Source organism: Alcanivorax sp. S6407, assembly GCF_023016115.1.
In the GTDB taxonomy this organism is placed as follows: domain Bacteria; phylum Pseudomonadota; class Gammaproteobacteria; order Pseudomonadales; family Alcanivoracaceae; genus Alcanivorax.
Genome location: NZ_JALKBH010000007.1, coordinates 12,621 through 28,211 on the forward strand (window position 1 = coordinate 12,621; position 15,591 = coordinate 28,211).

The 15,591-nt window shown below is 53.1% G+C and carries 10 protein-coding genes and 1 tRNA gene; 10 read left to right on the forward strand and 1 reads right to left on the reverse strand.

From position 1 onward, the window contains the following. Positions 1-4: 4 nt before the first annotated feature. Positions 5-1,474 (reverse strand): leucyl aminopeptidase, encoded by a 1,470-nt coding sequence (locus MWU49_RS14270; RefSeq protein ID WP_246973631.1) that lies wholly within the window; start codon positions 1,472-1,474, stop codon positions 5-7. 256 nt (positions 1,475-1,730) lie between these two features. On the opposite strand from MWU49_RS14270, the gene lptF reads away from it, so the two are divergent. The 10 genes from lptF (at position 1,731) to MWU49_RS14320 (ending at position 15,589) form a co-directional block, all read left to right on the forward strand. Continuing rightward, entirely contained in the window at positions 1,731-2,837 is a 1,107-nt protein-coding gene (lptF, locus tag MWU49_RS14275) for an LPS export ABC transporter permease LptF (protein ID WP_246973632.1), read from the forward strand. Then, the gene (lptG, locus tag MWU49_RS14280) at positions 2,834-3,895 is read left to right on the forward strand and encodes an LPS export ABC transporter permease LptG (protein ID WP_246973633.1); all 1,062 of its coding nucleotides are present in this window, start codon (positions 2,834-2,836) and stop codon (positions 3,893-3,895) included. The genes lptF and lptG overlap by 4 nt, the downstream gene beginning before the upstream one ends. 1 nt (position 3,896) lies before the next feature. Next, positions 3,897-4,607, forward strand: coding sequence for a PP2C family serine/threonine-protein phosphatase (locus tag MWU49_RS14285; protein WP_246973634.1), 711 nt, complete (start codon positions 3,897-3,899; stop codon positions 4,605-4,607). Between the two features lie 40 nt (positions 4,608-4,647). After that, positions 4,648-4,734, forward strand: a tRNA-Leu gene (locus MWU49_RS14290). A 161-nt stretch (positions 4,735-4,895) separates the two neighbouring features. Continuing rightward, on the forward strand, positions 4,896-6,101 hold the full coding sequence (locus MWU49_RS14295; RefSeq protein WP_246973635.1) for an integrase arm-type DNA-binding domain-containing protein: 1,206 nt from the start codon (positions 4,896-4,898) through the stop codon (positions 6,099-6,101). Between the two features lie 70 nt (positions 6,102-6,171). After that, positions 6,172-7,749 (forward strand): hypothetical protein, encoded by a 1,578-nt coding sequence (locus MWU49_RS14300; protein WP_246973636.1) that lies wholly within the window; start codon positions 6,172-6,174, stop codon positions 7,747-7,749. Positions 7,750-7,883: 134 nt separating this feature from the next. Then, positions 7,884-8,165, forward strand: a complete 282-nt coding sequence (locus tag MWU49_RS14305; RefSeq protein WP_246973638.1) for an AlpA family phage regulatory protein — start codon at positions 7,884-7,886, stop codon at positions 8,163-8,165. Positions 8,166-8,167: 2 nt separating this feature from the next. Beyond that, the gene (locus MWU49_RS14310; RefSeq protein ID WP_246973640.1) at positions 8,168-9,616 is read left to right on the forward strand and encodes a YfjI family protein; all 1,449 of its coding nucleotides are present in this window, start codon (positions 8,168-8,170) and stop codon (positions 9,614-9,616) included. 321 nt (positions 9,617-9,937) lie between these two features. Then, positions 9,938-10,672 (forward strand): inovirus Gp2 family protein, encoded by a 735-nt coding sequence (locus tag MWU49_RS14315; protein ID WP_246973641.1) that lies wholly within the window; start codon positions 9,938-9,940, stop codon positions 10,670-10,672. Positions 10,673-10,909: 237 nt separating this feature from the next. Continuing rightward, on the forward strand, positions 10,910-15,589 hold the full coding sequence (locus tag MWU49_RS14320; RefSeq protein WP_246973642.1) for a hypothetical protein: 4,680 nt from the start codon (positions 10,910-10,912) through the stop codon (positions 15,587-15,589). Positions 15,590-15,591 lie beyond the last annotated feature (2 nt).

A 15,591-nucleotide genomic window follows, 5' to 3' on the forward strand; every position in this document is an offset into this window, starting at 1 on the left:
GGCCTCAGGCGTTATCCATCAAATAGCGGGTCAGCATGGGGACGGGGCGGCCGGTGGCACCTTTGCTCATGCCGCCACTGATCCAGGCGGTGCCAGCGATGTCCAGATGGGCCCATTTCACGTCCTTGGCAAACCGGGACAGGAAGCAGGCGGCGGTGATAGAACCGGCTTTCGGGCCGCCGATGTTCTGCATGTCGGCAAAGGGGCTGTCCAGTTGGCTCTGGTATTCATCCCACAGCGGCATGGGCCAGCCGCGGTCACCGGTAGACTGGCCGGCGTTCAGCAGGGCCTGGCTGAGATCGTCATCGTTGGCGTAGACCGCCTGGGCATGGGCGCCCAGGGCGACCACACAGGCTCCGGTGAGGGTGGCGATATCGATCACCGTATGCGGCTTGTGTTTCTGCTGCACATAAGTGAGTGCATCACACAGCACCAGACGGCCTTCGGCGTCGGTGTTGAGAATTTCCACGGTCTGGCCGGACAGGGTCTTGACGATATCGCCGGGGCGCGAGGCGCGTCCATCGGGCATGTTTTCGGCGGCAGCTACCACGGCCACCAGATGAATCGGCAGGTCCAGTTCGCAGACGGTTTTCACTGTGCCGAACACGCTGGCGGCGCCGCCCATGTCGTACTTCATTTCGTCCATACCGGCACCGGGCTTCAGGGAGATGCCGCCGGTGTCGAAGGTGATGCCTTTGCCGACCAGCGCCACGGGGCCCTGTTTAGTGGGCTTGGCGCCTTTGTATTCCATGACAATGATCTGCCCCTGGCGCTCGGAGCCCTTGGCCACGGCGATAAAGGCGCCCATGCCCATTTTCTCGGCCTGGGCCTGACTGACCACTTTCACGGTGAGCTTGTCATAGGCCTTGGCCAGATCACGGGCCACGCCACTGAGATATTCCGGGTAGCAGTCGTTGGGGGGCAGGTTGCCCAGGTCCCGGGCCAGGTTGACGCCTTCGGCCACGCCTTTACCTGTCTTGTGAGCCTTGGTCAGAGACGCGTCTTTTTCTGCATGCCAGAAGGTCCACTTGCTCAGCTTGCCGGCCGGGGCCGGTTTGCTGCGGTACTGATCGAAGCGGTAGCCACCTTCTTCAACCAGGCGTGCGCCTTCGCGTACCTGCCACTCCAGGGACTGGGGCTGGCTCTCTTCCAGCAGCCATACGGCATGTTTCACCGGCGCATTGAGAATGGTTTTGACGGCATTGCGCAGCAGGGTCTGCCATTGCTGGTCACTGGGCTGGCTGTCACCGCTGCCCACCAGCAGGATGCGGTCGGCATTGATGCCGGCAGGGTTGTGTAGCCAGACCATCTGGCCGCTGCTGCCATTGAAGTCGCCAGCCTTGATCAGCGCGGTCAGCTGGGTGCCGGTTTCTTCCGGGAGGGCGGCGGGTAGATCGCTTTTCTTGCCCATGGTGACGATCAGGGCATCGGCTTTAATCTTGTCCAGGGGCCGGTGAGTTGCTGCGAAATCCATGTGGTCTCCAATATTTGATGCGACTGCCAACAACGGGAAATAGTGGGGCCTCGACGCAGGAAACGCAATCCGGGCCGGGAACCATTATCACCTTTGACTGCCTGTCAGTTACACTAGGCGCAATTCTCCGCGGATGCCGGTGCGGCACTTCAGCCGTTTGCGGCTTTTTGAGGCGGAGGGTGTCGATGCCGCAGGCCATGCCTGCCATTACCGGTGTTGATGCCTTATTAGCAGACAGGGACGAGTGGGCCACCCCTTGATTCTTCATCGTTACATCAATCGACAGCTGTTCATGACCACCATCATGGTCACCTTTATTCTGGTGATGGTGCTGGTCAGTGGTCGTTTCATCAAATATCTGGCCGAGGCGGCCGCCGGGGAAATCGCAGCGGATGCCCTGTTTCTGGTGATGGCCTTCCGGATGCCGGAATTCCTGCAAATGATCGTGCCGCTCAGCCTCTACATCGGTGTGCTGCTGGTGCTGGGCCGCATGTACATGGACAACGAGATGGTGGTGTTGCAGGCCGGAGGTCAGGGCAGCGGCCGGATCGTCAGGTCTTTGATCGTTCCGGTGCTGATGGCCACGGCGCTGGTGGCTGCCTTTGCGTTGTTCGTGACCCCCCGTGGTGATGCGGAAGTCGCGCGCATTTTCGAGGAACAGAAAGACCGTTCCGTGCTGGAGTTGCTGACCCCTGGGCGATTTCATGTGAAAGGGTATCGCAATAGCCAGCGTGCCACCTACGCAGAACACCTCAATCGCGAAAAGGGGGTGCTGGAAAATGTCTTTGTGGCGGATGCCAAGTTTGAGGGGCAGGACGAGGCCAGCCGGCTGCTCACTGTCTGGGCAAGAAATGGCAAGCTGATCGTGGATGATGGCGTCAGCTATCTGTTGCTCACAGAAGGCTTCCAGTACCAGGGGCGCCCGGGTGAGAGAGGTTATCGGGAAATCGGTTTCAAGGAAGCCCGTGTGCGTATCGGCTCGGAAAAGACTGACAGCCGTCCGCCCAAGGCGCGCGGCATGTCCACCGAGGAACTGATCGACGTCCGTGACACCAATCGGGATGCCATGGCAGAGCTACAATGGCGTATCTCGTTGATTCTGACGGTCCCGTTGATGGCGCTGGCGGCGATTCCGTTGTCCAGGGTCAACCCTCGCCAGGGACGTTTTTACCGCCTGATTCCAGCAGTGCTGGGCTATATGTTGTATGTGGGCATGTTGCTGGTGTGCCGCAGTGCCATTGAAGACCATGAAGGGGCTCTGCCCTGGTATCTCAATATGGCCTGGATTCACCTGCTGGTGGCGGTGGTGGTGTTCCTGCTGTACTTCGGCGGGCGAATTTTCCGCCGGAGGACAGTGGCATGAGGCTGCTCAAGCGATATTTCTGGCGCGCGGTGCTGATTCCGACCCTGGCCATCCTGGCCATCATTGTCGGGCTCGACTGCCTGTTCGGTTTTATTTATGAGCTCGAATTCCTGCGCGGGGATTATCAGGCGCTGCAGGCTCTGCAATATATCCTCACCACCTCTCCGCGGCGGATCCACGAATACCTGCCCATGGCCATTTTGCTGGGGACCCTGATCGGTCTGGGGTTGCTGGCCAATAGCGGAGAGCTGTCGGTCATTCGTGCCGCCGGGGTATCGACATTGCGGGTCAGCTGGTTGGTGCTGCGGCCGGTATTGATGCTGATCGTGCTGTCTGTTCCTCTCGGCGAGTACCTGGCCCCCTATACCGAACAGGTAGCCCAGAGTAATCGCTCCCTGGCAGAAGGGGGGGGCGAGGTGGTGCGCTCCAAATATGGGCATTGGCACCGCCAGGGCGACGAGTTCCTGTACTTCAATGCGGTTCAGCCCAACGGGGTACTTTACGGTCTGACCCGTTACCGGTTTACCGATGAGCACAAGCTGGTGGAAACGCAATTTGTCGAGCGGGCTATTTACCAGGGCGACTATTGGTCTCTTGAAGGGGTAAGTGGTACCCGGTTGCTGGAAGACCATACCGAAACCTATCAGCAGGACAGCGGCAAGTGGATCACCGGACTGACTCCCCAGTTGCTAAGTATTGTGGTGGTCAAGCCCGACAACCTGGCCATGGCCAAGCTGCTGGAATACACCCGCTATCTCAAGCAGCAGGGGCTGGAAACGGCAGATTACATGCTCAGTTTCTGGCAGCGCTTGCTGATGCCGCTGGCGACCATCGGCATGGTGTTGATCGCTATCTCGTTTGTCTTCGGGCCGTTGCGGGAGGTCACCATGGGGCTGCGGCTGACCGCAGGTATCGTGGCGGGGCTGATCTTCCACTACGGTCAACAATTCTTCGGCCAGTTGTCGCTGGTGTTCCATGCTGACCCGATGATGGCTGCGGCCTTGCCTCCTTCATTGTGCCTGATCCTGGGCATCTGGCTGCTGCAGAGGGTGCGATAGGATGATCTGGCGGGGGCAGGGACGCACTCACAAGGGACGCCGGGCAGCCAACGAGGATGCGTTGGTCTGTCGGGATGGTGAAGGCCTGTGGGCGGTCATTGATGGCATGGGAGGCCATGAAGCCGGCGATCTGGCTGCCAATATGGTGCGCGAAAGCCTGGAAACCCTGTCCCTTGGTGGCGGTATCACACACCGGCTGGTGGCAGTGGAAACCGCGCTGCAAACGGCCAACCATGCGATCCGTCATCATGCCGCTATCAACATGCGCAGCAAGCCCATGGGAGCCACGGTGGTGGTGTTGCTGGTGTATCGTGGTGAGGCGGCGGTGATGTGGGCGGGGGATTCGCGCCTGTATCGCTATGATGGTGAAGCGCTGGCCATGCTGACCCGGGATCACACCCCGGTGCAGGCACTGGTGGATGCCGGTCAGCTCGACGAGCAACAAGCCATGAGCCACCCTCGCGCCAACGTGATTTATCAGGCGGTGGGTATTGGTGAAAAGCTGAAGCTGGACCAGATTCGTTTCGAGCCGCAGGCGAGAGAGCGCTTTCTGCTGACCAGCGACGGTATCCATTCGGTGCTGGCCGTGACGGATCTGGCCGCGCTGATGCGCCATCGAGTGTCGGAATCCGGTGTCCTCAAGGCGGCACTGGATCGTGGCAGCAAGGATAATGTCACTGCGGTGCTGGTTGCAGCTGACACGGAAGAATAGCTGGAAAAGACCGCGCGGGCTGGTATACTCGCGCCCCACTGCCAGAGTGGTGGAATTGGTAGACACGACGGATTCAAAATCCGTTGCCTTCACGGGCGTGCCGGTTCAAGTCCGGCCTCTGGTACCAAATGGCAGTGCGGTAGCATCCGAGGAGTTCCTCGATAAGCTATAAAAACAGTAGGTTATCTGAGGTTCTCTTCCGCTACCGTCCGATAGAGTTTGTTGACATCTGGCCCCTCCTGGGGCCAACTTTGGGGCCAACATCCAAGCCCAAAGACGGCGAAAGCCATGGAAACCAACAAACTCAGCGACGTCAAAATCCGCGCAGCAAAGCCCCAAGACAAGCTCTACAGCATCTCCGATGGTGAGGGGATGTTCCTGGAGGTTTCTCCCACTGGAGGCAAATGGTGGCGCTTCAAGTATCGCTTCAATGGTAAGCAGAAGCGGCTCTCTCTAGGCACCTATCCCAGCACAAGTCTCAAGGTCGCCCGCGATAAGCGGCAGCAAGCCCGAGAGCTGCTCGCCTCCGGAGTTGACCCCGCTCAGCAGCGTAAATCCGAAAAGTTGGCCACAGAAACTGCCCTGCGCAATACCTTTGCCGGGGTGGCGGAAGAGTGGGCGCAGAACAAGGTCCAGAGCGAGAAGTGGACGCCGACAACGGAGAAGAAGCGGCGCATCTGGCTGGATAACGGTCTTATGCCATATCTGGGCAGTCGGCCAATATCGGAAATCACCACTGCAGAGTTGTGGGGCGTTCTCCAGCACACCCAAAAGACCAGTGGCTATACCGCTAACCGGCTCAGGGGCATGGCCTCCGAGATCTTCAATTTCGCCATGGCCACTGGCCGTGCGGACAACAACCCCGCCTTGCCCCTGCAGGGGCAAATCGCCGTCAAAAAAGAAAAGCACCGTCTGGCGATCCTGGAGCCGGATGAGGTGGGCAAGATGCTTCGTGCCATTGATGGCTGTCAGGCGGCAGCCACTACTAAGGCCGCAGCCCGGTTGGCTCCGCTGGTGTTCGTCCGGCCTGGCGAATTGCGCCATGCTGAATGGTCAGAAATTGACTTGAAGAAGGCTCTCTGGAGCATTCCGGCAGAGAAGATGAAGATGCGGGAGCCCCATGTGGTTCCTCTGTGTCGACAGGCCGTCGCCATCCTCAAGGAAATTCAACCTCTCACAGGTAATTCGGGCTATGTCTTCGAAGGCACCAAGCCAGGTGAGCCGATCAGCGATAACACCCTGAACAAGCTCCTTAAGACGCTCGGGTATAAAGGCAAGATGACCCAGCACGGTTGGCGGGCTATCGCCCGAACATTGCTTGATGAAGTACTGGATGTTCGAGTGGATTGGATTGAGCATCAGTTGGCGCACTCTGTCAGGGATGCTAATGGAAGGGCCTACAATAGAACATCTCATCTGGAAGGTCGTACCCTGATGATGCAGCAGTGGGCGGATTACTTGGACGGTTTGAAAAAGGAAAATCATCGGGTGTAGGTTCCGGGGGTGGTCAGCAATAACTTCCGGCAAACATCAGAGCGAAGAAATAGGTTAGGTAGAGGGGTTTATGGGGCGTTTGTTTGTTGGCTTTGATGAAGTTGTTAAGGGTGGCGATGAGATTGAGGGCAAGGTTCTTGATCTGGCTTTCAATGGATATGTGGGGGCTTATGTAAAGGTCGCCGCCCCCTACTCTGTCATTAAGGAATATGTCGGGCAAAAGATTACCGTTGAGGATCAGTATCATCTATTTGAACCCGTTAGGCAGCGCGGGATTAAGGCTTTTAAGCTGGACCCCGAAACGATAAGGGAAATCATTAGGTTTGGGGAAGCGGGTTGTCAGTTTTTTAAGTCTGGAATCGGTTTTGATGATAACGATGCTTTGGTTGAGTACAAAACAATAACAAGAAACTATGTTCCTGGAATAAAAGAAAAATTTTATGGAACAAATATGTCGCCGCTAGATTATAAAAAAATAAAAGAGGGGGGTGTGTATGTTGATAATGGTAGTGAGGCTGGTACGGGGTGTGATTTTGAATATATTTACAAGAAAGAACTTCCCCGGAGAGATGTTTCAGGGTTGATGTTTGGCTGTAATCTAAATGATCCAGTTCTAAAGGGGTTGAATTCTTACTCTGGGCGAATTTTTAAAGCTATGTTGTCCAGTGTGATGATTTACAGTGTTGGATTTTTGAGTAGGTTTGATCCTCGATTCGATCTTTGCTGGCTGCAGTGGATTTTGGTTAATAGGAGAATGTTTTATATACCTTTTCATTTTCTGGTCGAAAATAGATCTTGGCCCCCCAAAAAAGAATTGGCTTCATGGCATAGTCATGAGGTTTTGCCAGATCCTGAAGGAGGCGGTGTTTTCCTTCGTCCAAGGGCTAGGAATGAGTATGTTCTTTGTAGCTTTAATGGGCAGATGGAGGAAATAGAAGATGGAGCCAGGAATTGTTTTGTTCCTCGACCTATTAACATCTCAATTAAATCAAGCGATATACAGTTTTTAACAACTGACAGTGATCTGATTATTAAAGTACTTTCCGGGGAGGTAGAGTTAATCCGTGAGAATAGAGGTGAGGGAAAGGAGGAGAGTAATGAAAAGGGGGTAGATGATCTTGATAAAGTGGAAGGTTTTGAGAGATGCCGAAGCATTGCTGTTGAGTGGATATGCGATCTGGCAAAAGTCGAGGAGGCTGAGCTGTCGAACGCGGAAAAGCTTATTGATTATGTAGCAATTGCAGTTTGTACATGGGAGAAACCGCTTGAAAGCGGGAAAGCGGATAAAGATTATTGCCGCCAACTTATGCATGCATTGCCGACAGCGTATCCTTCTTATTCCGAGAATCTTGTGAGATTGGTCGCCCAGAGTCGAAGCCCGAAAAGGAAACCTGTCGGAAAAGCCCGGGATTTGGTGGTAAGGAGTAAGGATGTAGATATTTTGAAGAAGACCTCATTGCCGATCCTGATTGAGGCATGGAAGCAGTTTGTGTTTGTCCGCGACAAAACGGCCAAGAAAGAAAAGAAGCAAGAGTGGAAAAAGGTTTTGAATGTCTTCCTTGAGCGTCATCAGATCAAAACGGACTATCACACCGCTGTGGCAGATGTGTTGCTGAGCGATCAGGACGAGGAGGATTTGTTTATTTAAACTTAATAAAACCAATAAAAACATGTGGTTGCATGATCTTGTCCGCGAATACCGGGCCTGATATTTCTTATTTCCGATAACCGATCTGATCTTTTCTACATTTCGTTCTCCTGTTAACTACGAAGGAGTCCGAAATGGGCCGTTCTGTTCAAAAAAGCAACACTCATGTGGCTCGCAATGGTGCGCTAAGCAGTCTCTCCACGCTTCAGTATCAGGTTATCCGCTTGCCGGAGGTGCAGCGGATAACTGGCCTCTCGAAGTCCACCATCTATGCCAAAATGGATCCCTGTTCGCCTTATCACGACCCTGATTGGCCGAAGAAAGTGAATCTCGGCCCCAGATCCGTGGGCTGGTATCGACATGAAGTCATCGAATGGGTTGAGTCCCGGTCAACTTCTGCGGCATGGGGGGCTTGATCATGGCATATCCGATGACGGGCAAAATCAATCCTGCAGCATTCTGCCAATCCAAGCCTCTCTTGGGAGAAGCTGTGCGGCAGGCCCACCAAAATTTCCTGGCACCCTACCGACTGTGTTTGATGGGAGGGCTGGCGGCGCTGTCGTCAGCCGCCCAGTCCTTGGCTGATGTGGTCATGCCATATGGTGCAAAAGTGCCAATTAGCCTTTCTTTGGTGGGGATTGCGCTTTCTGGTGAGCGCAAATCGGCAGTCGAGCGGAGATTTATGAAGGAAATCAAGGCGCTCGATGACAACATTGAAGCAGAGCACGGTCGTAACTTGGCGGATTACCGCCTCAAAATGATGGAGTGGAAGAGCCGGAAGAAACAACTCGAAAAGCAACTGTGTAAATCTGGTGGAGGTGACCATGAATTGACCAGCATCCGAGAGGAGCTGCTTGAGTTGTTGGCTGCTGAGCCAGCGAAGCCCCAGCGAGCGAAGTTGGTCTACGAAGACATCTCCCCCATGGCAATGTTGAATGCATTGAATGAAACAGGGGTTGGCACCTTGGTTTCAAGCGAAGGTGCCATCATCGTAGATGGCAAGTCATTTGATGCGGTACCGCATTTGAACTCCCTCTGGAGTGGAGACAAGGTTTCTGTCGCGCGCGTTGGCAAGCCCGCGCTGAATATCAGTGATGCCCGGCTTACCGTGTCGATTATGCTCCAGCCAGAAATCTTTAAGCCTCATACTGACAAAAAGGGGGAAAAGGTTCGTGGTTCGGGGCACTGGGCTCGATATCTGGTTTTCAACCCTGTATCCACTCAAGGGGACCGGTTATCCATGTACCAGGCCAATTCCTGGGAGCACCTGGAAGCGTTTGATCGACGGATACGAGAAATCCTCAGTAAGGCGCGCATGGCGCGAGTTGTCGGCGATGTTGAACGTGAGGAAATTCGGTTTGCGGAGGAGGCTGCTGCGGAGTGGTACAAGTTGGCTGACCGTATTGAAATCGCAATCCGCTCAGGAGGTGAATTCGAGAAAGCTTCCGATCATGCGTCCAAGCTGGGTGAAAATGTCGCCCGGGTGGCTGCACTGCTTCACTACTTTGAGGGGGATGGTGACGTTATTTCTGTGGAAACGCTCAATGTTGCAGCGGACATCTGTGCGGAGTGCTCGCACGATTTCCTGCAGCTGTTCGTTCCTCCACCGGAAGAGGTCAGAGATGCTGTAGAGCTGGATAAGCTCATAAACCGGATGCGTGATGATGGTCTGCGATTCATCCGGAGGACTTACCTTCACAAACGCTGTCCCAATGCTCAACGAACCGGAGGGCGCTTCTTCCGAGCTTTGGATGTTCTGCTGCGCGAAGGAGTCATTCGCTCCTACGTGGACATGAGCAACGCGCAATGTCTGGATCTTTGCCCGCTGCTCCCTCTGCCCTGGGGAGTGCAAAACGGGCATCACTGATCAATTTTACCTGCGATTCCTGCGACACGAAGCGGGAATCGCAGTTTTTTTGATGCGGAAAGTCGTGTTTTTCTCCTCTTTACTCGCAGCGCTGCCTATTTATTTGGACGGTGTCGGATTCCGTGCTTGCAGCTCCAATTTCATTGTTGCGTCAGGCTTTCGAGAGGGGTGAAGGCTCGTGTCTTTACCGGTAATAGATATTTGATATCGTTAATGGGTTTTTGATAGGCGATATTAAATCCAATCAATATCACTTTAACTCACGAGTATAAATTTACAGCCAAGCATTTCCTATGGTGAAACCAAAATAGGAAATGCTTAATGTCACGTCATCAAGACTATCCAAACCTGAAGTTCGTCCATGGAGATGAGTGGAGAGGTCTTCCTCTAGGGAAGCAAGCTCCGTATGGAGAGCGCTACCTTGAAGTCAATTTGAATGTTATGAGGAGCGCCATAGAGAGACACAGGCGTAGCTTTGTGGTGCTGTTTGTTCTCCGCCTTCCCTACGGATACGCCATGCCAGCTAATGGTTTGATCAGCCGGTTTATGAAGTCCCTAAAGCGGCAGGTTGAGGCGGATCTGAATGCTCGATCAAGACAATCAGGGAGGCCTATCCAAAGCGACATTACCTGTCTGTGGGCGAGGGAAAAGAGTGGTTCAGAGAACTGTCACTTCCACGTCGCAATCTTCCTTAATCGGGATGCATACAACTCAGTCGGTAACTATGAACTACGGGAATGCCTTGATGACCATGCTTTTTACGCTCCTGGGCGGCCACGTGCCGCGTCCCTTCATCATCGCTTAACCCGGGCTTGGTCAACAGCGTTGGGGATTACCGAAGTGCAAGGAGTTGGCTTGGTTGAGCATCCGCGAAACGCTGAATTCCACTTGGATGCCTACAGCGTCGATTTCCCTGGTGATTTTTTGTCATTGTTCAAGCGGTTGAGCTACATGGCAAAAATCCGAACAAAGGACTTTGGTGGGGGTGCGGATTGTTATGGTTCTAGCAGAGTGGCAGGGAATTCCCCGTATTTTCCTGAGTACACCCCTATTTGAGGAGCATTGTGTCCTTTGTCGCATATGCAACATTGATAATTTACCAAATATGAACTAAGTTCGTCTCTTGCTTGCATTATGTGATAGCCCGTGTCGGGGGACTGGGCATGCCAAGGAAAGGCAAACTTCATTTTAGTTGGTTCTGGGGCTCGCGCGCCTGCGAGCCGCTTATCCTTGCTTGTGTATCCACCTCTCTGATGCGTCGCTGACCTAATAAGAATCATATAGGAGACGCTGATGGCTTTTTCCAGCCTTCGATGGATGTTTGGTCTGTTGCTTGTGTTATCCCTTGCTGCCTGTGGGGGCAGTGACGGGAAGGACGGGGTAAGAGGGAGTAACGGGCAGGATGCCAAGCCTGTTCTTGTCAAAACCACCCAGGAGCCTGCAGGGCTGAATTGCCCATCCGGCGGCTCGAGAATCGATTCTGGTATTGATGCCAATTTGAATGGGGTGCTTGATCCCGCTGAATTCCAGACAGTCTCCTATGTGTGTAATGGCGAAGATGGTGCCGATGGTCAAGACGGTACTAACGGTCAGGATGGGGCCGATGGGCAGGACGGATCTGACGGGCTCCTGGCTCTTGTCCAGACAACAGCCATTAGCTCAGGTGCGGAATGCCCTAGTGGTGGTGTTCGAATTGATGCGGGGATTGATATCAATGAGAGCGGGTCACTTGATGCTGCAGAAATTCAACAAACTTCCTTCGTCTGTAATGGTTCAGATGGTGCCGATGGTACTGATGGACAGGACGGCCAAGACGGGGCCGATGGTCTGTCGGCTCTAATCCGAACTGAGCTACAAAGCCCTGGAGCTATATGCCCTGCGGGTGGCATCCGTGTCCATTCTGGAGTTGATGCTAACCGTAATGGGCAGCTTGATGCGGGTGAGGAGACTCAAACCAGCTATTTGTGTAATGGCGAGGCTGGTCAGGATGGGGGCGATGGACTCAATGCGCTTCTGGCGTCCACCCAGATTCCTTCCGGCATCCAGTGTGTATCGGGTGGGTATCGCATTGATACCGGGCTAGATGCCGATGGGAATGGCCTCCTGGATCTGACTGAAGTGACTTCCAGTTTCTATGTTTGTAATGGTTCTGACGGCGCAGACGGCCAGGACGGCATGGATGGACTGCAGTCCCTTATCAACATCTCTACAGAGGCGCCTGGAGCAAACTGTGCCGAAGGGGGCAAGCTGATCCAGAGCGGGGTCGACCTGAATGCAAACGGTCTTCTTGAATCAGGGGAGGTGGAACAATCAGCCTTTCTTTGTAACGGTGAAGACGGGGTAGATGGTCTGAATGGCTCTGATGGTCAAGACGGCACCAACGGTCAGGATGGGGCAGATGGTCAAGATGGACTGAACTCACTTGTCTCCTATACCAATGAACCGGCAGGGGCTAACTGCGCAGCAGGTGGAGTCGCAGTAAATACTGGGCTTGATACCGACGCTGATAATGTTCTTGATGCGGTAGAGATCCAGTCTACGACTTATGTTTGTCATGGAGCAGGTGGTCAAGATGAGCAATCTTTCATTCTTCAATATAGCGCTCAGTCCGGTGGCTCATTGGTCGGTACTACGACCCAGGAGGTGCTCGTTGGCGGCAGTGGTGACTCAGTAACGGCCGTGCCGAATAGTGGCTACTACTTTACTACCTGGAGTGACGGAAACACATCTGTCAGCCGTGTAGATAGTAATATTCAATCTGATCTTGATGTTGTGGCAGGCTTTTCTCCTTACCAATACACCCTAACTTATACTTCAGACAGTAACGGTTCTATATCTGGGGTGGTTGGCCAAGTGGTATTCCATGGAGTCGACGGCTCGCCAGTTGAGGCTGTACCAGATATCGGTTACCAGTTTACGCAGTGGAGTGATGGGAGTGTTTCGAACCCACGTATTGATCTGGCAGTCGAAGGGGATATTGCTGTTAATGCTTCATTTGAAGTGGCGCAGTATACCCTGGAATACCAAGCAGGGCAGGGCGGGGAAATCACAGGTAATGCAAATCAAACTGTAATTCACGGCAGTGACGGTGTGGTGGTGGCCGCTGTCCCTGATGCTGGTTATCGCTTCGTGCAGTGGAGTGATGGAGTGATCACGGCTAACCGTACAGATTTAGCGATCACTGATGATTTGTCTGTAATAGCTGAGTTTGTTGAGGAATTGGCGGCACCCGATGGAATTCAGACAAGCTCAATTGGCGGGGATCTCGTTCTCGATTGGGACGCGGTGCCAAACGCTGATAGCTACAATGTTTATTATGCAGTGGAGCCAGGTGTTACCCCTGATAACTATTTAAGCCTTACCGGTGGTGGGGCGGTGTTGTCGGTGTCTAACCCGGTTGTACTAAACGAGCTGGATGGCGGTCAACGTTACTACTTCGTCATTACCACAAATATTGATGGCGAAGAGAGCACTCATACTCAAGAAGTTTCTAGTCTGTTACCGAACACTCCATGGCTTAAAAAAATGCATCAAGGTGACTTGCATATTGATCCTGTATCCATGACCTCGGTGGAGGTTAGCTGGGATGAAAGCATCGGTGAGAGTTATAACCTATATGTCTCAGGCGACCCTGCGGCAGATATTAGTCAATATTCGAGTTATGGAGTCGAGCTAAGACTTTCTGTTGCCTCTCCTGTCATTATTAATGGTCTGGAAGTTAATGAGCCGGTCTACTTTGCGCTAGAAAGAAATGGTCACGTTGGAGACTGGACTCAGTTTCGACAAAGGACCTGGGGAGTAGGTGGGCCGATAAATAAGGTCAATGATCAAGTGCTTGATTCGGATGGAGTCAGGTACGTAGGCGGTCAGTTTTATGCTGCTGGGATGAATACCGGTTCGGCAGCAGCTTTTGCTGTTAATGATGTGCAGGATAGGCCCCATGTGTTGGCAATGCCGGAGGTCTCCGGAACGGTATATGCAGCGGTAAGTGATGGAAAGGGTGGCTGGTACTTTGGAGGGGACTTCACAAAAGTTGCTGGAATGAGCCGGCTCAGATTGGCGCATATCGATGCTAGTGGTCAGTTAAGCTCATGGAATCCCGGTGCGGATGGTCCTGTATACGCGTTGAGTAAAGTTCAAGGGATGATTGTGGCAGGTGGGGACTTCCTGGCTGCTGGAAATGGAAGTGCAACAATTGCTAGGGGGCGTTTTGCCGCTTTTGATGAAGACGGCCTTCTTCTGTCATGGAATCCATTGTTTGACGGGCCTGTTCTGGCACTCGAACAAGCCTCTGATAGCCTTTATGTGGGCGGGTATTTCTCATCTGTTGCAGGCGTTTGGGGAGCAAGCCCTTACGGTGGCCTTGTCAGACTAAGCTTATCCACAAAACAGGTGTTGACGACTGATGCGGGTGATCTTGAGTGTGTTGCCTCTCTGTTGGCTTCTGCTGACGGAACTGTATATGTCGGTGGTGGGCGCAGTGGTAGTGGCTTTCGATGTATAGCCGGGCCTGGCTATTTATTTGCGCTTGATGGGGATACAGGAATATCCAACACTGAATGGAACCCATATATAAATGGCGCAATTTCTACGATGGGGCTTAAGGACGACACTCTGTATGTTGGTGGTAATTTTGGCTTGGCAAGGAGCGGTTATGTCGGCGCGACAGCTCCTAGTACAAAAACCAGGTCTAAAGTCGCGGCCTTTTCAACAAACTCTGTCGGTACGTTAACTGCATGGGCCCCTTCGGTTTCGGGGAGCGTGCAATCGTTATTTATTCATGGGGATACTGTGTTTACCAGTGCCAAAGGCCCATATGACGAAGAGACGTTATCATTCTATTCAAATGATGTTGGCTTTCCGTTGGTCCCCGGTGATCCTACAGGTCAAGGTTTTAGAGTAGGAAGTGGTGCTTATGTAATGAGGACTGATGGAGGGTCGGCATTTGTTGGAGGTGCTTTCAGCGTTGCGGGCGGGCCATTGCGGCGTAATCTGGCTGCTTTCGACAGTGAGGGGTTTTTAACGAGCTGGAATCCAGGAACGGATGGTCCTGTAAATACGTTAGCTATTAGCAATGAAATCATTTATGCAGGTGGTAGGTTTTTCGCAGCGGGAGATGGAATTGCTAGTACGGCACGAGGTGACTTGGCCGCCTTTAATAAGAATGGCGATCTTATGAGTTGGGATCCATTCGTTTGTTCGGGTGCAAGTGGCACGAACTGCAACTCCAGTCATCAGGTTTATGATATCGAAATAGGTGGAGGTGTTGTTTATGTCGCTGGGCTGTTTCAGTACGCTGGTGACAATGGCGTGATTGAAAATCGCTCGAATTTGGCTGCTTTTGACGTGAGCGGGGGGCTAATGCCTTTCTCTTCAGGGGTAATTGGATACACACGCTCACTTAAACTGGATGTGTCCAGTCTGTATGTTGGCGGGAACTTTGATGAGGCATTTGACGAAGAGGGGGCTTCTTCTAGGACTGATCTAGCCGAATTTTCTCTCTCCGGCGAATTGTTGCCTTGGAAGCCAACCGTTGATGGAGGTGTAGTTGATATTGACGTCTTTGAGGGGAATGTGTACGTCGCAGGTAGCTTCGACTATGCAAGCGGAGATAATGGTACAGCAGCCCGAAAGGGGGTGGCGTCATTTACTCCTGGTGGCGATGTTACGGTGTGGGATGCTGGGTTAGATGGGAATGTCGCCACTTTACTTGTAAGTGATGAGCAGCTGTATCTGTCTGGTTGGTTTAACTCTGCAAATGGCCAAGCTCGCAGGGGGTTGGCCGCATTTTCTTCCACGGGGTCATTGACCGGTTGGCAGCCAGGTACTGGAGGTGTGGTTAATAGTCTTGCTTCGCGGGGTAATGAAATTTTTGTGGGTGGGCTCTTTTCATCTGCCTTTGATGATAGTAGAGATTCCCTGCGTTCAGGAATTGCGGCGTTTGATTCTTCTGGAACATTGCTGGATAAATAGAT